Below are 17524 nucleotides of genomic sequence, written 5' to 3'. Positions count from 1 at the left end.
CCCAGGCCGCGAGCCGCGCGACCGATCCCAGCCACGGTGCTGCATCATGGTTAATGGTCGATGAAGTTCGCTGTGAATTGCAACTCCTGATTGCAAGTAACGAAAATGAAACCTCTCAAGGGCCAGTCTTATCCACAGACTTATCCAGTCCATCGCCGTTATTCTGAAGGGGGGCGGTTCGGATGTTCAGTGCAGGTCGTCGACAAAAACGGGCTACGAATATTGAGCGGCTTGAGGAACTGGATCGTCGGATGGCGGCGATCGGGCGGTCCCAGGCCGTGATCGAGTTCGACCTTGACGGCACGATCCGCGACGCCAACGAAAACCTGCTCCAGACCATGGGCTACGGCATGGATGAAATCCGGGGACAGCATCACCGGATGTTCGTGGACCCGGCCGAGGCGGCGTCGGCCGAGTATCTAGCCTTCTGGCGAGAGTTGAACGAGGGGCGCTTCGTCGCCCGCAAATTCCGCCGCATCGCCAAGGGCGGGCGCGAGGTCTGGCTGGAAGCGTCCTACAATCCCGTGCTGGACGAGGCGGGGCGACCGCTGAAGGTGGTCAAGCTGGCCGTCGACATCACTGAAGCCGAACAGGCCGCCCAGCGGGCCGAGCAGGGGCGCCTGGCGGCCGAGGCGGCGCAGGCTCGACTGGTCGGCGCCCTGGCGGAACAGCTTTCTCGCCTGTCAGACGGCGATCTGACGGCCGCTATCGAACAGGATATGGACGGCGCCCATCAGGCGGTGAAGGCGGACTTCAACGGCGCTGTGTCCAGCCTCAGGACTGCGCTTGAAAAGGTCCTGTCGGCGGTGACGACCCTGCGGGGCGGCTCGGACGAGATCAGTCAGGCGTCGGACGACCTGTCGCGACGCACCGAACAACAGGCGGCCAGTCTGGAAGAGACCGCGGCGGCGCTGGACCAGATCACCGCCACTGTCCAGCGCAGCGCCGAGGGCGCCCGGCAGGCGGCCTCCGTCGCCGCCAAGGCCCATGCCGAAGCCGGGCGATCGGGCGAGGTCATGCGTCGGGCGGTGACGGCGATGGACGGCATCAGCCGCCGCTCATCCGAGATCAGCGACATCGTCGGGGTGATCGACGAGATCGCCTTCCAGACCAACCTGCTGGCGCTGAACGCCGGGGTTGAGGCGGCGCGGGCCGGCGACAGCGGGCGCGGGTTCGCCGTGGTGGCGTCCGAGGTGCGGGCGCTGGCCCAGCGATCGGCTGAGGCGGCCAAGGAAATCAAGGCGCTGATCTCCGCTTCCAGCGCCGAGGTGGCGCAGGGCGTCGAACTGGTCGCCGAGACCGGCCGCGCGCTGGGGACCATCGCCGAACAGGTCAATGAGATGGACGGCCTGGTCGCCGAAATCGCCGCCTCAGCCCAGGAGCAGGCTTCGGGTCTGGGCCAGGTCAATCAGGCGGTGAACCAGATGGATCAGGTCACGCAACAGAACGCCGCCATGGTCGAGCAGACCACGGCCGCCGCCGCCAACCTAAAGACCGAGGCCGAGCATCTGGCCGAACTGGTCGGGCGGTTCCGCACGGGCGCCGAAGGCGGCGTGGTGCGCGCGTTGAAGGCCTATGGCGGCCCGCCGCCGGCGCTGGAGGCGCAGCGCGCCCGTCTGCGCGCGGTCGTCAACGGCCCGGCCGCCGACGAATGGACCGAGTTCTAGGCGTCGAGATCAGGCAGGGGCGGCCGGATCCTGCAACGGCTGTTCGTCTGACGGCGAGGTCAGCACGGCGCCGACCGAGGCGGCGATGATGGCGGCGATGGCCAGCCACTGCTGGCTGGTGAGGTGCTCGCCCAGGACAAACAGGCCCGCCAGGGCGCCGATGGCCGGATCGCCGCTGACCGCCACGCCGAAGGTGCGCTTGGGAATATGGCGCAGGGCGACCATGTCCAGCGTGTAGGGCAGGGCGCTGGACACTAGGGCGACGACCAGACCCAGCGCCAGAATCCTTGGATCCAGCAGGCTCATGCCCGCGCCGGCGACGCCGAACGGCACCACCGTCATGGCGGCGAAGGTCATGCCGATGGCGACGGTCGAGCCGCTGGGCAGATGGCTGACCCGCTTGCCGAAGACGATATAGCCCGCCCAGAACACCGCCGCCGCCGCCGCATAGGCGCAGCCGACCGGATCAAGCCCCGACACGTTGCCGTCCAGCGGCAGCAGCAGGACCAGACCCAGCACCGCCAGCCCGATCCAGACGAAGTGGATCAGCCGTCGCGAGTTGAACAGGGCGACCGACAGCGGTCCCATGAACTCGATCGCCAGGGCCACCCCCAGCGGAATGGTGTTCAGCGCCATGTAGAAGCTGAGGTTCATCAGCCCCATCACCACGCCGTAGACCGCCAGGGCGCGCAGGTCGCCGGTGGTGAAGGCGCTGCGCCAGGGACGAAACACCGCCAGCAGGACGATGGCCGACAGCCCCACGCGCAGGCCCGCCGTCCCGGCTGGTCCCACCATCGGATAAAGCGTCTTGGCGAAGGAGGTGCCGGCCGAAAGCGACACCATGCCGCCGATCAGGGCGAGATAGGGCAGGACCGCTGACAGGCGCGGATGGCGAAGGGCGAGGGCCGGGGAGGACATGGCCGGCAACCTATCGAAAAGCCGCTCGTTTTTCTTGGCGATTTCGCCTGCCATGCTGCAAGAAACACGCGTAGTGTCGTCTCCTATGCAAGAAAACGCCGACCTCGATTCCTTTGACCGTCGCCTGCTGGCCCTGGTGCGCCGCGACAACCTCCAGCCTGCGCGGGTGCTGGCGGACACGGTCGGCCTGTCGGAATCGGCGGTGTCGCGACGGTTGCGGCGGCTGCGCGACGAAGGGATCATCATCGCCGATGTCGCCGTGGTCGATCCGGCCCGGCTGGCGCGCGTCCTGACCATGCATGTCCTAGTCGAGATGGAGCGCGAGGGTACGGCGGTTCTGGACGCCCTGATCGACAAGCTGACCGCTCGTCCCGAGGTGCAGGCGGCCTGGTATGTGACCGGCGACACCGACCTGATCCTGTATGTCGTGGTGCCGACGATGGAGGCCTATGAAGTCTTCACCCGGGAAATGCTGAACGACGACGCCCGGGTGCGCGCGTTCAAGACGCTGATTTCAATCAGGGAAGTTCTGCCGTTCGACCCTGCGCGACGGGCGCTGGCGCGATGAAGTCCGGTTTGCGGCCCTGTTTCAGTTTCGCCGCTGAATCGCCTTGAGAATCCGGATAGGCTGACGCTATGCATGGTCGTTTTCCGATCCTCTATATCGCCGAGGCGGACGCCGAAGAGGCGGTCCTGTCGTCTGGAGCGCTGGCCCAGTTGGTCGAGGCGATCCCGCAGGCGACCTTCACCGTCGTCGGTTCTCCGGCCAGCGCGCCGCTGTTCGCCGACCTGCCGCGTCTTCAGCGGCTGATCACCCTGGACCGCGACGGGCGCTGGGACTGGATCGCTCTTTGGAACCAGGTGCGCGAGACGAACTGGGGGCTGGTGGTCGACATGCGCGGCTCGACCCTGTCGGGCAAGCTGCGGCGCCAGCGGCGCGCGGTGAAGGGCAAGACCGTGCCGGGCGTGCATCTGGTCGAACAGGCGGCGCGGACCCTGCAACTGGACGAGATTCCGGCGCCGAAACTGTTCATCGAGCGGGACACTCAGGAAGCCGCCGACGCCCTGATCCCGCCAGGGGGCGGCCCGATCCTGGCCATCGGGCCGGGCGCCGACTGGATCGGCAAGCGCTGGCCCGCCGATCGCTACGCCAAGGTCGCCATCTCCCTGCTGGGCGAGGGCGGGCCGCTGGCGGGCGGGCGGCTGATGATCGTGGGCGAGGAGGCGGACCGCGATGCCGCCCAGACCATCCGCTCGGCGGTCAAGCGCGACCGGGTGATCGAACTTCAAGGCCGGTTGACGCGCCTGCAGACGGCGGCGGCCCTGTCGCATGCGGACCTCTATCTGGGCGGGGACTCCCTGTGGACGCAACTGGCGGTGGCGGCGGGCGTCCCGGCTGTGGCGGTCTTCGGCCCTTCGGACGAGACGCTGAAACGTCCCTGGACCGGCGTCGCCGTGCGCGGCCCGCGCAGCCTGCAGGAGTTCCAGGAACTGGACCCGCGCCTGAACCAGCACATCCAGCACATGATGGACCTGCCCTATGAGCGGGTGCTGAAGGCGGCGAAGAAGCTGCTGGCTGAACGGGCCTCCTGACTGCCCCTTGGCTTGCGTCTCCAAGCCTTCGACGCGCATAAGCGCCGGAGTTTCAGGAGATGCGCGCGATGATCCAGACCTATGACCTGATCGTTCGGGGCGGCGAAGTCGCCAACCACGCCGGGCGCGGCCGGGCCGACGTCGGCGTCATCGACGGGCGCATCGCCTTCATCGGCGACCTGAGCCAAGCCTCAGCCGGAGAGGTGTTCGACGCGACGGGCCTGACCGTCCTGCCCGGCGTCATCGACACCCAGGTCCACTTCCGAGAGCCGGGGCTGGAGTGGAAGGAAGACCTGGAGACCGGCAGCCGCGCGGCGGCCCTGGGCGGCGTCGTCGCCGTGTTCGAGATGCCGAACACCAATCCCAACACGACCGATCCCGACACCATGGCCGACAAGCTGGCGCGGGCGAAGGACCGGATGTGGACCGACCACGCCTTCTACGTCGGCGGCACGCATGAAAACGCCGAGCATCTGGCCGACCTGGAGCGCCTGCCGGGCTGCTGCGGGGTCAAGGTCTTCATGGGCGCCTCGACCGGCGACCTGCTGATCGCCGACGACGAGGGCGTGCGCAAGGTGCTGTCGAACGTGCGCCGCCGCGCCACCTTCCATTCCGAGGACGAATACCGACTGGTCGAGCGCCGCAACCTGGCCCGCACTGGCGACTGGACCAGCCACCCCGAAGTCCGCGACGCCGAGAGCGCCATCATGTCCACGCGCCGCCTGGTCGGGCTAGCCAAGGAGACGGGCGCCCGCATCCACGTCCTGCACGTCACGACGCGCGACGAGATGGAGTTCCTGCGCTTCCACAAGGATGTCGCCACCGTCGAGATCACGCCCCAGCACCTGACGCTGGTGGCACCCGAGGCCTATCAGCGCCTCGGCGCCTACGCCCAGATGAACCCGCCGATCCGGTCGCAGGAGCATGTCGACGCCCTGTGGCTGTGGGGGATGCAGCAGGGCGTGGCCGACGTGCTGGGCTCCGACCACGCGCCGCACACCAAGGAAGAAAAGTCCAAGCCCTATCCGGCCTCGCCGTCGGGCATGCCGGGGGTGCAGACCTTGGTGCCGCTGATGCTGACCCATGTGGCGAACGGGCGGCTGTCGCTGGAGCGCTTCATCGACCTTACCTCCGGCGGGGCGCAGCGGGTGTTCGGCACGGCCAACAAGGGGCGCATGGCCGTCAGCTATGACGCCGACCTGACCATCGTCGACCTGAAGGCGAAGAAGACGATCAGCCACGACCAGCAGGCCACGCGTTGCGGCTGGACCCCCTTCGACGGCTTCGAGGCGACGGGCTGGCCGGTGGCCACCATCGTGCGCGGCCGGGTGGTGATGAAGGACGGCGAACTGATCGGCCAGGCCCACGGCCAGCCGGTGCGGTTCCAGGAAACGCTGGCGGGGTGAGCGGCGTCCGTCCCCAGCTTGGTCTGATCGGCTTCGGCGCCTTCGGGCGGCTGACGGCGAAGCATCTGTCGCCGTGGGTCGATATTCTCGCGCACGACCCAGCGGCGAGCGACGGCGAGGGGCTGGCGCGGCTGACGACGCTGGAAGAGGCGGCGGCTTGCCCTGCGGTGGTGCTGGCCGTGCCGGTCGGAGTCCTGGCCGAGACGGTGGCGGCCATCGCGCCGCATCTGGCGCCGGGCGCCGTAATCCTCGACGTCGGCTCGGTGAAGGTGAAACCGGCGCAGGTCATGCTGGATGGCCTGCCCGAAGGCGTTCAGATCGTCGGAACCCACCCTCTGTTCGGCCCTCAGAGCGGCAAGGACGGCATCGCCGGTCTGCGCATCGCCGTCTGTCCGGTGCGCGGCGACAAGGCGGCGTGGCGCGTCGCCGCCTTCTGCAGGAAGGCGCTGGGTCTCAAGGTCTTCGTCGTTACGCCCGAGGCTCATGACCGCGAGGCGGCGACGGTGCAGGGCCTGACCCATCTGATCGCCAAGGTGTTGCTGGCGATGGAGCCTCTACCGACGCGCATGACCACGACCAGTTTCGAACGCGTCGTGCAGGGCGTCGACATGGTCCGTCACGACAGCGAAGCGGTGTTCCGCGCCATCGAACACGACAACCCTTACGCCGCAGAGGTGCGCCGCCGCTTCTTCGACCTGGCCGAACAGGCGCGGTCGGAATTGGATGACTAGAGGCGTCTAGCGGGTCTTCAGGATGAAGTCCGCCACCGCAGGAACCACGGCTGCGCCCAGCGGGATCGAGGCGTCGCCATAGGTGGCGGCGTTCCCGGCGGGGTCGGACGGCGCCTGACGCAGGACGTGATTCAGGCCTTCGAAGATGATCCGTTCAGCCTTGGGCTGCGCGGCGACCAGGGTCTGGCTGTTTTCGGGGGTCACCTGAATATCGGTCGAGCCATGACCCAGCAGCACCGGGCGCTGGTACTGCGCGATCAGCGCCTGCGGATCTGCGGCGAAATAGGAGATCAGATAAGGCTGGATCGACGGGCGGAACAGGGCGGCCAGATAGGGCGGCGTCTCTGGGACGGTGCGACCGGCCTCCAGTTCGCTCATGATGTGATCGACTTCTGATTTGATGGCGGGCGGCAGTTTGGGCTCGATCTGGCGGCGCAGTTCGACATTGGCGCGCACGCCGACCGGCGACAGCAGCACTAGGCCGCAGACGCCCGGATTGTCCGCTGCCGCCGCCTGGGCGATCAGGGCGCCTTCCGAATGGCCGATCAGCCAGACGCAGGCGGCGCCCGTCTTCTGGGCCGCCAGGGCCGCCCAGGCCTTGGCGTCGTCGATGTAGTTGTCGAGCGTCAGGCTCGCCTCGCTGGTTGCTGCGGGGGCGCTCTCCCCGACGCCGCGCTTGTCGATGCGGACGGTGGCGATCCCCCGCCCGGCCAGCCCTTCGGCCAGTTGGCGCAGGACGCCGCCGTTTACGCCCAGCGGACTGTTTCCGTCGCGATCCGTCGGTCCGGATCCGGCGATGATGACGGCGGCGGCGCGCGTCTGGCTTTCAGGCGTCAGCAGGGTTCCGTGCAGGGGCGCGGGCGTCGAAGCCAGTTCGACCGGCGTGGAGACCGGCGAGAGCAAAAGGGCGGCGGCGAGGGTCAGCATGGGGGTCTCCTGAGCTGAGGGCGATTAACGGGGAGGCCACGGCCAAATGCAACCGCTGTTCCTCCATGCCTGACTGGCCTTCCGCACGGCCCCGGCCTATGGCTGAGGTCGGTTCAGAAGCTGCGAGTTGTTCTCATGGAAATCCGCGATCAGATCGTTCTCATCACCGGCGGCGCGCGCGGCGTGGGCGCGGCGGCGGCGCGGGCCTTTGCGGGCCAGGGCGCGCGGGTGGCGATCAACTGGCGCAGCAGCAGAGAACGCGCCGAGGCCCTGGCGGCGGAACTGGGCGATCGCGCCTTCGCCGTTCAGGCTGACGTGACGGACCGCGCAGGCGTCGACGCCATGGTCGCCAAGGTCGAGGCGCATTTCGGCGGACCGGTCAGCACCGTGGTCAACAATGCGCTGGACTACAGCTTCAACGGCGACGCCCGCGCCCAGATGGCGGACATTCCGTGGGAAGACATGGAGCGCCAGTTCACGACCGTGATCCGCGGCGCCCTGAACGTCATTCAGGCCACGGCGCCGGGCATGGCGGCTCAGACGTTCGGCCGTGTGGTCAACGTCGGCACCAACCTGTTCCAGAACCCGGTCGTGCCTTATCACGACTATACCGCCGCCAAGGCCGCCCTGCTCAGCCTGACGCGAACGGCGGCGGGCGATCTGGGGCCGTCGGGGATCACCGTCAACATGATCTCGGGCGGCCTGTTGCGGACGACCGACGCCAGCGCTGCGACGCCCGAGGCGGTGTTCGACCTGATCGCCAGCATGACGCCGCTGCGTTCGGTGACGACGCCGGAAGAGTTCGCCGATGCGGCCCTCTTCTTCGCCTCGCCGTGGAGCCGGGCGGTGACGGGGCAAAATCTGGTGGTCGACGGCGGGCTGGTGCGGGATTAAGTCAGCCGCGACAGTAGAGCCTCAGCCAGGACGGACATCATGAGCGGCGTCATTCTGATCACCGGAGCCACCTCGGGCATCGGCCGGGCGGCGGCGCGCCGCTTCGCCGGCGCAGGCTGGAAGGTGATCGCCACTGGCCGCCGTCAGGAACGTCTGGACGCACTGGTCGCGGAGCTGGGCGCCGACCAGGTCCACGCCGCGCCCTTCGACATGCGGGACGAAGCCGCCATCGACGCGGCGCTGGACACCCTGCCTGAAGGCTTCCGCGATATCGACGTGCTGATCAACAACGCCGGTCTGGCGCTGGGCACGGCGACGGCGCAGGAGGCGGACCTGGCCCAGTGGCGCCAGATGATCGACACCAATATCACTGGTCTGGTGACGCTGACGCACCGCCTGCTGCCGCGCCTGATCGCGCGCAAGGGGGCGATCCTGAACATCAGCTCGGTGGCCGCGACCTACCCTTATAAGGGCGGCAACGCCTATGGCGGGACCAAGGCCTTCGTGCGCCAGTTCTCGCTAGGCCTGCGGGCGGACCTGCACGGGACGGGGGTGCGCGTCACCTCCATCGAGCCGGGCATGGCCGAGACGGAGTTCACCCTGGTCCGCACCGGCGGCGACCAGGCGGCGTCTGACGCTCTGTATGGCGGCGCGGCGCCGATGACCGGCGAGGACATCGCCGAGACCCTGTTCTGGGTCGCCACCTTGCCGCCGCACCTGAACATGAATGCGCTGGAGCTGATGCCGGTCAGCCAGTCCTTCGCGGGCTTTCAGGTCGCGCGCGATTAAGCGTCTTTACGCCTCGCGCCGGGCCGCCGAGGCGGCCTCTCCTGCGCGCGCGGCGGCGGCAGGAGAGGCCGTGCATCAGACGCGCGCGGCCTGGCTGCGCGCGGACGGAAGCCGCAGATAGGCCTCCAGCGAGTCGTCGAACGCCTTGATCCACGGCACATGGTGACGCGCCGCCAGCGTGCCGGTCACGACCGAGCGATAGCATTTGTCGCGATAGCCCATGATGTCGGCCTTCTTGTCCTTCTTCCACTGCAGGAAGATCCTGTTGATGTTGTCGACATCAAGCTCAGGATAGTCGGTCTGGGCGATCAGACCCTTGATGTAGTCGCCCTGATATTTAAAGGCCTGTTCATCCGTGCGGATGGCGACCTCCTTCTCGCGCCACTGGTCGTTGGCGGCCTCCATGTCCGCGCGTGACGGCAACGCGATGCGATCCATGATGATGTCCCGCGTCAGCCAGGCCTGGGCGTCGAACATGTTGAAGCTGTACCAGAGGTCCTGCATCCCCAGGTAGAACAGCCTGGGGTTGGGCGTGAAGACCACGCCTTCGTACAGGTTCAGCGGCCACAGACGGTTGCTGGTCTTCAGGCGCAGCTCGTCCGGCAGGAAGGGGAAGTGGTGCTTGTAGCCGGTGCACAGGATGATGGCGTCGACGTCGCGGCGCGTGCCGTCGCTGAAGTGGGCGGTCTTGCCGTCCACGCGCGTCAGGCAGGGCTTTTCCTCCCAGCCCTTGGGCCAGTCATAGCCCATAGGCCGGCTGCGATAACTGGTCGTGACTGATTTCGCGCCGTATTTGTAGCATTGTGAGCCGATGTCCTCGGCCGAATAGCTGGAGCCGATCAGCAACACGTCCTTGCCCTTGAACTCGGCCGCGTCGCGGAAGTCGTGGGCGTGCAGGATGCGGCCGGGGAACAGGTCGAAACCCGGATAGGACGGCGCGTTCGGCGTCGAGAAGTGGCCGGTGGCGACGATCACATGGTCGAACGTCCCTGATGTGCGGCGTCCGGCGGAGTAATCCTGGGCCGTTACGGTGAACTGGCCGGTCGTCTTGTCGAAGGCAACATCCTTCACGGCCGTGTTGAAGCGGATGTATTGGCGAATGTTCGCCTTTTTCACGCGGCCCTGGATGTAATCCCACAGGACTTCGCGCGGCGGATAGGAGGAGATCGTCTTCTTGAAGTGTTCGTCGAAGGTGTAGTCGGCGAACTCGAGGCACTCCTTGGGGCCGTTCGACCACAGATAGCGATACATGCTGCCGTGAACCGGCTCGCCGTTCTCGTCCATGCCGGTGCGCCAGGTGTAGTTCCACATGCCGCCCCAATCCTTCTGCTTCTCGAAGCAGACGATTTCAGGGATGTCGGCGCCCTCGTCGCGGGCGGACTGAAAGGCGCGCAGCAGGGCCAGGCCTGACGGGCCGGCGCCGATGATGGCGATGCGTTTTTGCTTGGGCATATTCACTTTGAGCTGATGGGTGACAAGCCCCGATGCAGGCGGCTCTGCGGCCGCAAAAAACTCGGGGCGAAAGAGGGCCGATCGCCAGCATTCCCAATATCTGGAATGCGTTCGTCAGATCGACGCACGGAAATATCGCCTAGTCCGAATATTTTAGAGTTTATGCTTTCTGGGTATAATTATTACTTCTCCAGTTCTTTATTCATATAGCAACATAAGAACAGAAAACGTCACGGCGAATGTGACTGTATATTCGACGCTGTGGTCTTATGTTGTCTGTATAATAGGGCGATTGTGACGCAATTCTCAATGAATCGCAAATCTAGCCCGGATATATCCTGGGCTCCGCAGGGTGAGCGTCGATGGAAGCTCGCCCTGCGAGCGTCGACGATTCCCTGTCGTGGAGCGGAGCACGGCCGAGGGAGGGACGCTTGGACGCCTCGGCGCGTCTGACTGGCGTGCTCGAATTGCGGGTTTAAAGGTAAGACCAGCCGTCATGCTCGACGCGGAAAATGCGCAAGGGCGCGTCCGGCTTGTCGGCATCCGCGCGAATATGGAAGACGGCGCGTTGCGGCTGACCGAAATTGGTGAAGTCGACGTTGATCGTGATCATGCCGCGCAACATGGGATGATCGGCGTCCGGCGTCGGATCGCCCACGGCGCCGTCGAAGTCCTGCGCTCCATACAGCGGGTGGGCGTCGACCTCGCCGGACGCCAGCCAGCGCACGATGTCGTCGGTGAAGTAGCGGCACGCGGTCGAAGAATCGAAGGCGCTGGGCAGGCTGCTGTTTTCTGACTGAAACTGCCGCTCATAGACTTCGCGCACCAGATCTTGCGCCTGGCTGACCGGATCTCGGTCCGGGCTCGGGGCGTAGGGATCTGGCCCTGAGCCGTCGGTCGCCGGACAGGCGGCCGGTTGCGCGTCCTGCCGGTTTGGCGCGACGAGGGCGGCTGATGCGGCATCAGGCGCGGCGTCTGGCGCGGGCCGGGGGGCCTCGGCGTCGCACGCTGAGGCGGCCAGGCCCAGGGCGAGGGCCGCCATCGATATCGTCAGTCGATACGGCATGGTCATGCCTCCATCTGTCCGCCTCAGCCCGACCCGCAGGAGGCTGAGGCGGTCCGCTGGGCTCTATCCGCACTGGATCTCAAAGCTGGCGTTGTCGTCGACCGGCTCGCCGTTGTCGGTTTTCAGCGACACGCCCGAGGCCCGGATCGTCTGGCCGGAGACGGCGATGTCGAACGGCTGAGTATGAACGACGCCGCCGTTTATGCTGTGGTCGGCGGTGGCGAAGGGCTTGTCGACTCCCAGCCGGATCTTCAGCACGCCGGCCGTGGAAGAGTATTCGACATAGATCGGCGCCCCGTCCGGCCCCGCCCCGGCGCCGCCGACTTCCACGTCGTTCATCCCGCCTGACATGCCGATGGCGCAAGTGGTCGGGGTGAAACGGTAGTCTCCGGCTGACGTCTTGATGACGCCAGAGCCTGTTGCGGCGGCTGCAGACGGCCTTGCGGTCCCGCCTTCGTGCGGCGGGGCGGCGCTTTCGCCGCATGCAGCCAGGCCGAAAGCAAGCAGGGCGAAAGCCGAGAAAACGGCTGTGCTGTTGATTGTAGTGATGATAGCTGCTCCTGTGTAACCTTAAATACCGATGTTCATCTTAGTGAATTGGGCGGCGGCGGCGAGGTCCTGAAAAAAGAACGGGCGACGGAAGAAGGTTTTCGCGCGTCGGGTTTTCTCGGGATTTAGCTGTCGCGTGCGTGTGGCCCGGGTGTCCTGAAGTGCGGCGTCTACCCCGTCAGAACGAAGTTTCGGCGGGGGAGCGGACATCGTCTTCGGTTTTTTATCAGAGCGCGCGGGCTGTCCTGTTTCGTGTCTGTCCGTGAACGGTGCAACGGGGGGTGCTGGTTTGAGTTGGGCCGAGGTCGAAGTCGTTCTGGACGCGGCGCTGGAGCAGGCGCCCGGCAATCGCAGAGCGTGGTTGAAGGCGCGCTATGGCGACAGGCCTGACACCCTGACGGAGGTGATGTCCCTGCTGTCCGCCATGGAGCGCAGCGAAGCGTTTCTGGAGCCGGACGCCGAGATCGACCTGCTGCCGTCCGGCGCGCGGTTCGGGGTGTGGAAGGTCGTCGAGACTCTCGGCCACGGCGGCATGGGCGAGGTCTATCGTGTCGAGCGGGACGACGGAGAGTATCAGCAATCGGCGGCGCTGAAGCTGATGCGGCCCCTGCCGGACGCCTATCGCGCGCGCTTTCTGGCCGAGCGTCAGATCGTGGCGGAGTTGGACCACCCCGGCATCGCCCGCATTCTGGACGGCGGTCTGGGGGCGGACGGGCGCCCCTTCATGGTGCAGGAGTTCATCGAGGGCCTGCCGATTGATCAATGGTGCGTTCAGCGCGGCTTGCCGCCGGTCGAGCGGGTCCGTCTGATCATCGATGTGTGTGAAGCGGTGTCTCACGCCCATGCCAAGCTGATCGTCCACCGCGACATCAAGCCGTCGAACATCCTTGTGTCCGGGGACGGGCGCTCGCGGCTGATCGACTTCGGCGTCGCCCAGCAGATCGGAGGAGAAAAGCAGCCGACTCAGTCTCCGGTGTCGGTCGAATACGCCGCCCCTGAGTTGCTGGACGGCGGGGCGGCCTCGATCATGACGGATGTCTATGGTCTGGCGGCGACCCTGTTTGAACTGCTCAGCGGGCAGCCGCCGGTCGATGTCGCCGGGCTGGCGCCGCCCGTCGCTGTCCGGCGGGTGGCGGACGAGCCGGCGACCAGACTTCGCACGGTGCTGCAACAGAGGCTCGCCCGCCCGGCAGCGGCCGACCTTGAGGCGGTGCTCGACAAGGCGCTGAGCAAGCGGCCCGAAGACCGCTATGTCACGGTCGAGAGTTTCGCGGCGGACCTGCGACGGGCCCTGGCGCTGGAGCCGGTCCAGGCCCGCGCCTCCGACCGTGGTTATCGCGCACGGCGCTTCCTGCGGCGGCGTCGTCTGCCGATTGCGGCGGCTGCGGCGGTGGTGCTCAGCCTGTCCGGCGGGCTGGCCGTGGCGGTGCATGAAGCGCAGCGCGCCGAGCGCCAGCGTGACGCCGCCCTGATGGAGCAGGCGCGGCTGCAGGCGGTGCAGAACTATCTCTATTTCATGCTGAGAACCGGCGCCGAGACCAGCGGCCCGGATGTCGATGCGGCGGGTATTCTGGATGCGGCCGCCGATCAGGTGGTGCAGCAGTTCCAGGCCGATCCGGTTCGCGGCGGGCCGGTGATGCGGATGCTGGGCGAGCTCTATTTCTACATGAACGACTATGAGGCCGCCAAACCGCTGCTGGACCGGTTGATGACGGCCAGGGGCGTCGAGCCCGCGATCGTCGCCGCCGCCGCCTATGACCTGGCGCAGATCCGCCAAAGACAGGGCGATCCGGCCGAGGCGCGCCGCCTGCTGGCTCGGGCCCAGGCGTTCTGGCAGGGCGACGCCGCGCGCTGGCGTTCCGAACTGATCGACAGTCGACTGACCGAGGCGCGTCTCCTGCGCGACGGCGGGAATGTGGCGGCGGCGGTCAGCCTGCTTCAGGCCAATCTTCCGGCCCGCATCGCGATGAGCGGGCCGGATCACCGGGATACGGGCGTCTATCACAACGATCTGGGCGTCATGCTGGTCGCCGCAGGCCGCGCTGAGGAGGCGGCGCCGTCATTTCAGGCGGCGCTCAAGGTCTGGCCGGCCAATGGGCTGGATCGGGGGCCGGACGCGCTCAATACGCTGAACAATCTGGCGGCGCTGGAGGTCCTGTCGGGGCGGCCGGAGCGGGCTGAGCCCCTGTTCAGACAGGCGCTGGAGGTCAGGCGCTCGCTGTATGGGCCGTCAGCGGCCACCGCCGCCCTGATCAGCAATCACGGCAAGACGCTGTTGCAGTTGAAGCGTCACGCGGAGGCCTTGCCGCTGCTGCGGGAGGCGGCGCTCATGGCCGAAAACCATGCGGGGGTCGGCAGCCTTCATTACGCCTCGGCGGCGTCGGGATTGAGCGAGGTGCTGCTGGCGGGCGGCAATGCCCCCGAGGCGGAACGGGTGAGCGTGGAGGCGCTCTCACAGGTCCAGGCGGCTCTGGGCGAGGCGCACCCGGCAACGGCGATTGTTCGCGTGGCGGTGGCGCGCGTGCGCGGCGTCCAGGGGCGCAAGGCCGAGGCGCGGGCGCTGCTGGATCAGGCCCACGACGCCCTATCGGCCCTGGGGCCGGCCGGGGCCGCCCAGGTCGCGGCCATTGAGCGGATCAGGGGCCAATATGGGCTGGAGTGAGATCTACTGATCCCCCATCGCTCAGGTCGCGATACAGCCAGGCCTTGGCCTTGACCCAGTCCCGACGCACCGTGCGGTCGGTCTGGCCCAGAATCTCGGCGATCTGCTGGTCGGTGTAGCCGGCGAAGAAGCGGAACTCGATGATGCGAGCCAGGCGCGGGCTGACCCGGGCCAGCCGGTTCAGCGCGTCGTCCAGGTCGACGAGACGATCATCGCTCTCCCAGAACGGCTCGATATCGTCGGTCAGGGGGTCGATCTTTCCTGATCCCCGCTTGGCCGCCAGCCGCGCGCGGGCGTGGTCGACCAGGACATGCCGCATGGCCAGCGCCGCCGCGTGCAGGAAGTGGTTGTCGTCCAGATAGTTTTCCGTGCGCCGCAGACGCAGCCAGGCCTCATTGATCAGGGCGGTGGTGCGCAGGGTTTCGCCCGCCTGCACCCGAAAGCGTTCGCGCCGGGCGATCTTGCGCAGTTCCGTCCACAGGTGGGGCACCATCCGATCGGCTGCCGACAGGACCTCATGCGGCGTGGAAATATCAGGATTCTCTAAGGGAACTGCGCTCAACGGTGAGCCTCTTGTAGGCGGTGAGGGCCAGCACCCTAACGAGCCTCAAGAAAAAGAACCAGCGCATCTGTCCGCTTTCTAGGCGGGACTGCGTTTTGATGGTCGACGCCATCGTTGAGACGAAAACTCCCGAAGCAAAATCGGGCTCGCGCTTGCCGTCATGTCTGTGTGCACGAGGGGCTTCTGAAACAATGACCGCCATCAAGACTAATTCCATCGGCTCGCGCTCGAGTGATGTACGTCGCGTCAAAGGGCGGTTGTTGAAATCCGCCGCTATGGCAGGGCTGATCGTCGCCGCCATGCCGCTTACAGCCCTGGCGCAGGAGAAGCCGTGCCCGAGCGGGGGCGACACTGATCGGGGGCAGGAGCATGGCCGTCAGAATACGACGTGTAACGGGGGCGCGAGCGCCTATGGATACGATAATATAGCCAGTGTCTGGCTGTCGAATGCATTTGGTTCAAATAATAACGCTTCAGGAACTGCAAGTTCTGCTTTTGGGTCCAGAAACCTTTCAGGTGGCAGTAGATCTTCTGCGTTTGGGTACTTGAATCTGTCGTCTGGAGAAGAGTCGGTTGCATTTGGCTACGACAATGATGCGAGCGCCATAAGGTCGTCGGCGTTTGGCCACAGGAACAAGGCTTCGGCCCCAGACGCCTCAGCGTTCGGGAGAGACAATATCGCCGAAGGCGAGGTCAGCACGGCTATGGGCGTCAGGAACAAGGCGTTGGGGGCGGGCGCCTCGGCTGTGGGCTACCTCAACACGGCGTCCGGTGAAGGCGCGTCGGCGTTGGGAAGAGGCAACACCGCTGGAGGCCTCAGCAGCACCGCAATCGGCTTTGAGACCCAGGCCTTGGGACGGCACGCCACGGCTCTAGGTTACCAGACCCAGTCCACCGGACGATACAGCTTCACAGCTGGCTACGGCAGTATCGCCAGCGAGGAACTGAGCATGGCGGTCGGGCAGAGAAACCAGGCGACCGCGACGGGCGCGGCCGCCTTTGGCTCTTTCAACTCGGTAGTCGGTCTGTACAGCGCGGGTATCGGCTATGGCGCCAGGGTCATTGGCGACCGCTCCCTAGCCATGGGATATGGAGCTCAGTCCAAAGGTGAAGGCAGCTTAGCCATAGGCGGCGCTGTCGACCTCGATGGCGACGGTATTCACAGCTTCGATGAAGGCGCCGCGGCGGAGGGCCTGTTCAGTGTCGCCGTGGGCGCAAGCGGGCGCGCCCTGGCGGACCACAGCGTCGCCCTGGGCTCGCTGTCCATAGCCGACCGGGCCAATACGGTTTCCGTCGGCAGTCTGGGCAAGGAGCGCCAGATCGTGAACGTCGCCGATGCGACGCAGGACACGGACGCCGTGAACCTGCGTCAGGCGACGGCCATGGGGGCGGCCATGGGCATGGGCTTTTCTGCCTGGATGGGCGGCGGCGCAGCCTATTCTGGAGGCGTGTTCACGGCGCCGTCCTTCACGATTCAGGGTGCAAACTACAGCAATGTGGGCGCGGCTTTCGCCGCCGTGGACACCCGTCTGACCAGTCTCGTCGCCGACATCGCCGCTGCGGGCGGAGGGGCGCAGGGACCCGAAGGCCCTCCTGGTCCTCAGGGACCCCAAGGTCCGCAAGGTCCGCAGGGACCGGCCGGACCTCAAGGGCCGTCAGGCGCGGACGGCGCGACCGGACCGCAGGGTCCTGCTGGCCCTCAGGGACCGGCGGGTCCGGCGGGTGGAAATCCTCTGGCCGCCGCCTATGACGACGCCAGCCGCGATATCATGACGCTGGAAGGCGCGGACGGCACCCGTATCGGCAATGTCGCGGACGGTGATGCGCCTATGGACGCGGTCAACCGCCGCCAGATGGACGCTGGCGACGCGGCGGTGCAGCTGTATGCGGATGCAGGCGACGCCCGCACATTGAGCGCGGCGCAGTCCTACGCCGACGAGGGCGACGCGCGCACGCTCAGCGCCGCCAACACCTATACGGACCACCAGGTCGCGTCGATCAATCGCAGCATGGATCAGTTCCGCGACGAGGTGCACACCCGCTTCGTCCAGATGGACCGGCGCCTCGACCAGGTCGGCGCCGCCAGCGCCGCCTTCGCCGGGTTGGCGATGAATACGGCCGGTCTGTCGGGCCCGAACAACATCGGTGTCGGCTTCGGCTCCCAGGGCGGAGAGGAGGCCATCGCCATCGGCTACCGCCGGGCGATCGGCCCGCGGGCCAGCGTCTCCATCGGGGGTTCGGCGGCTGGGCGGCAGCGCAGCTTCACCGCCGGGGCCGGCTTCAGCTGGTGAATGCGTCCGCCTGCGGC

General features: G+C 66.8%; 16 protein-coding genes. 9 read left to right on the top strand and 7 right to left on the bottom strand.

Translation table 11 applies throughout. From position 1 onward, the window contains the following. The first annotated feature begins 182 nt into the window (after nucleotides 1-182). Nucleotides 183-1667, top strand: coding sequence for a methyl-accepting chemotaxis protein (locus tag DA69_RS09245; RefSeq protein ID WP_025978441.1), 1485 nt, complete (start codon nucleotides 183-185; stop codon nucleotides 1665-1667). Between the two features lie 9 nt (nucleotides 1668-1676). Here the strand turns inward: DA69_RS09245 and DA69_RS09240 are convergent, their stop codons facing one another. Beyond that, a complete protein-coding gene (locus DA69_RS09240) occupies nucleotides 1677-2585 on the bottom strand; it encodes an EamA family transporter (RefSeq protein WP_025978440.1) in 909 nt (302 codons plus the stop codon). Nucleotides 2586-2670: 85 nt separating this feature from the next. On the opposite strand from DA69_RS09240, the gene DA69_RS09235 reads away from it, so the two are divergent. From DA69_RS09235 to DA69_RS09220, 4 genes are all read left to right on the top strand, one after another. Continuing rightward, on the top strand, nucleotides 2671-3153 hold the full coding sequence (locus tag DA69_RS09235; protein WP_025978439.1) for an Lrp/AsnC family transcriptional regulator: 483 nt from the start codon (nucleotides 2671-2673) through the stop codon (nucleotides 3151-3153). A 68-nt stretch (nucleotides 3154-3221) separates the two neighbouring features. After that, nucleotides 3222-4178 carry a glycosyltransferase family 9 protein gene (locus tag DA69_RS09230; RefSeq protein ID WP_025978438.1) on the top strand — a complete coding sequence of 319 codons (957 nt, stop codon included), beginning with the start codon at nucleotides 3222-3224 and terminating at the stop codon, nucleotides 4176-4178. A gap of 68 nt (nucleotides 4179-4246) precedes the next feature. Next, complete coding sequence (locus DA69_RS09225; RefSeq protein ID WP_025978437.1) at nucleotides 4247-5584, top strand: dihydroorotase; 1338 nt, start codon at nucleotides 4247-4249, stop codon at nucleotides 5582-5584. Continuing rightward, nucleotides 5581-6315 (top strand): prephenate dehydrogenase, encoded by a 735-nt coding sequence (locus DA69_RS09220; RefSeq protein ID WP_025978436.1) that lies wholly within the window; start codon nucleotides 5581-5583, stop codon nucleotides 6313-6315. The genes DA69_RS09225 and DA69_RS09220 overlap by 4 nt, the downstream gene beginning before the upstream one ends. A 6-nt stretch (nucleotides 6316-6321) precedes the next feature. Here the strand turns inward: DA69_RS09220 and DA69_RS09215 are convergent, their stop codons facing one another. After that, nucleotides 6322-7242 (bottom strand): alpha/beta hydrolase, encoded by a 921-nt coding sequence (locus DA69_RS09215; protein WP_025978435.1) that lies wholly within the window; start codon nucleotides 7240-7242, stop codon nucleotides 6322-6324. Between the two features lie 135 nt (nucleotides 7243-7377). Here DA69_RS09215 and DA69_RS09210 point away from each other — a divergent pair, with 135 nt between their 5' ends. Together DA69_RS09210 and DA69_RS09205 are read left to right on the top strand one after the other, a co-directional pair. Next, the gene (locus tag DA69_RS09210; protein ID WP_025978434.1) at nucleotides 7378-8136 is read left to right on the top strand and encodes a 3-oxoacyl-ACP reductase; all 759 of its coding nucleotides are present in this window, start codon (nucleotides 7378-7380) and stop codon (nucleotides 8134-8136) included. A 39-nt stretch (nucleotides 8137-8175) separates the two neighbouring features. Next, entirely contained in the window at nucleotides 8176-8925 is a 750-nt protein-coding gene (locus DA69_RS09205; RefSeq protein ID WP_025978433.1) for an SDR family NAD(P)-dependent oxidoreductase, read from the top strand. Between the two features lie 75 nt (nucleotides 8926-9000). Here DA69_RS09205 and DA69_RS09200 read toward each other — a convergent pair whose 3' ends face one another. From DA69_RS09200 to DA69_RS09190, 3 genes are all read right to left on the bottom strand, one after another. Then, nucleotides 9001-10377: a flavin-containing monooxygenase gene (locus DA69_RS09200; protein WP_025978432.1), complete on the bottom strand. Its 1377-nt coding sequence runs from the start codon at nucleotides 10375-10377 to the stop codon at nucleotides 9001-9003. Between the two features lie 475 nt (nucleotides 10378-10852). Next, the gene (locus tag DA69_RS09195) at nucleotides 10853-11449 is read right to left on the bottom strand and encodes a hypothetical protein (protein ID WP_025978431.1); all 597 of its coding nucleotides are present in this window, start codon (nucleotides 11447-11449) and stop codon (nucleotides 10853-10855) included. A gap of 57 nt (nucleotides 11450-11506) precedes the next feature. Then, nucleotides 11507-11782 (bottom strand): hypothetical protein, encoded by a 276-nt coding sequence (locus DA69_RS09190; protein ID WP_145915918.1) that lies wholly within the window; start codon nucleotides 11780-11782, stop codon nucleotides 11507-11509. A gap of 499 nt (nucleotides 11783-12281) precedes the next feature. On the opposite strand from DA69_RS09190, the gene DA69_RS09185 reads away from it, so the two are divergent. Beyond that, complete coding sequence (locus DA69_RS09185; protein ID WP_025978429.1) at nucleotides 12282-14654, top strand: serine/threonine-protein kinase; 2373 nt, start codon at nucleotides 12282-12284, stop codon at nucleotides 14652-14654. Here DA69_RS09185 and DA69_RS09180 read toward each other — a convergent pair. Together DA69_RS09180 and DA69_RS14720 are read right to left on the bottom strand one after the other, a co-directional pair. Next, nucleotides 14629-15216 carry an ECF-type sigma factor gene (locus DA69_RS09180; RefSeq protein ID WP_025978428.1) on the bottom strand — a complete coding sequence of 196 codons (588 nt, stop codon included), beginning with the start codon at nucleotides 15214-15216 and terminating at the stop codon, nucleotides 14629-14631. The genes DA69_RS09185 and DA69_RS09180 overlap by 26 nt on opposite strands. Beyond that, nucleotides 15188-15517 (bottom strand): hypothetical protein, encoded by a 330-nt coding sequence (locus DA69_RS14720; protein WP_167349652.1) that lies wholly within the window; start codon nucleotides 15515-15517, stop codon nucleotides 15188-15190. The genes DA69_RS09180 and DA69_RS14720 overlap by 29 nt, the downstream gene beginning before the upstream one ends. On the opposite strand from DA69_RS14720, the gene DA69_RS14390 reads away from it, so the two are divergent. After that, the gene (locus DA69_RS14390; RefSeq protein ID WP_419177570.1) at nucleotides 15408-17507 is read left to right on the top strand and encodes a YadA-like family protein; all 2100 of its coding nucleotides are present in this window, start codon (nucleotides 15408-15410) and stop codon (nucleotides 17505-17507) included. The two genes, DA69_RS14720 and DA69_RS14390, sit on opposite strands and share 110 nt — an antisense overlap. Nucleotides 17508-17524 lie beyond the last annotated feature (17 nt).

This window comes from Brevundimonas naejangsanensis, from assembly GCF_000635915.2.
GTDB lineage: Bacteria > Pseudomonadota > Alphaproteobacteria > Caulobacterales > Caulobacteraceae > Brevundimonas > Brevundimonas sanguinis.
The sequence above is the reverse complement of the archived record's forward strand: the minus strand, read 5'-3'. Positions and strand labels throughout refer to the sequence as shown.

Coding starts and splice junctions, on each gene's coding strand:
- DA69_RS09200 (WP_025978432.1), bottom strand. CDS start 10,377: ATGCCCAAGCAAAAACGCATCGCCATCATCGGCGCCGGCCCGTCAGGC.
- DA69_RS09215 (WP_025978435.1), bottom strand. CDS start 7,242: ATGCTGACCCTCGCCGCCGCCCTTTTGCTCTCGCCGGTCTCCACGCCG.
- DA69_RS09230 (WP_025978438.1), top strand. CDS start 3,222: ATGCATGGTCGTTTTCCGATCCTCTATATCGCCGAGGCGGACGCCGAA.
- DA69_RS09205 (WP_025978433.1), top strand. CDS start 8,176: ATGAGCGGCGTCATTCTGATCACCGGAGCCACCTCGGGCATCGGCCGG.
- DA69_RS09190 (WP_145915918.1), bottom strand. CDS start 11,782: ATGAACGACGTGGAAGTCGGCGGCGCCGGGGCGGGGCCGGACGGGGCG.
- DA69_RS09235 (WP_025978439.1), top strand. CDS start 2,671: ATGCAAGAAAACGCCGACCTCGATTCCTTTGACCGTCGCCTGCTGGCC.
- DA69_RS09210 (WP_025978434.1), top strand. CDS start 7,378: ATGGAAATCCGCGATCAGATCGTTCTCATCACCGGCGGCGCGCGCGGC.
- DA69_RS14390 (WP_419177570.1), top strand. CDS start 15,408: ATGACCGCCATCAAGACTAATTCCATCGGCTCGCGCTCGAGTGATGTA.
- DA69_RS09240 (WP_025978440.1), bottom strand. CDS start 2,585: ATGTCCTCCCCGGCCCTCGCCCTTCGCCATCCGCGCCTGTCAGCGGTC.
- DA69_RS09225 (WP_025978437.1), top strand. CDS start 4,247: ATGATCCAGACCTATGACCTGATCGTTCGGGGCGGCGAAGTCGCCAAC.
- DA69_RS09195 (WP_025978431.1), bottom strand. CDS start 11,449: ATGACCATGCCGTATCGACTGACGATATCGATGGCGGCCCTCGCCCTG.
- DA69_RS09245 (WP_025978441.1), top strand. CDS start 183: ATGTTCAGTGCAGGTCGTCGACAAAAACGGGCTACGAATATTGAGCGG.
- DA69_RS14720 (WP_167349652.1), bottom strand. CDS start 15,517: ATGGCGGCGACGATCAGCCCTGCCATAGCGGCGGATTTCAACAACCGC.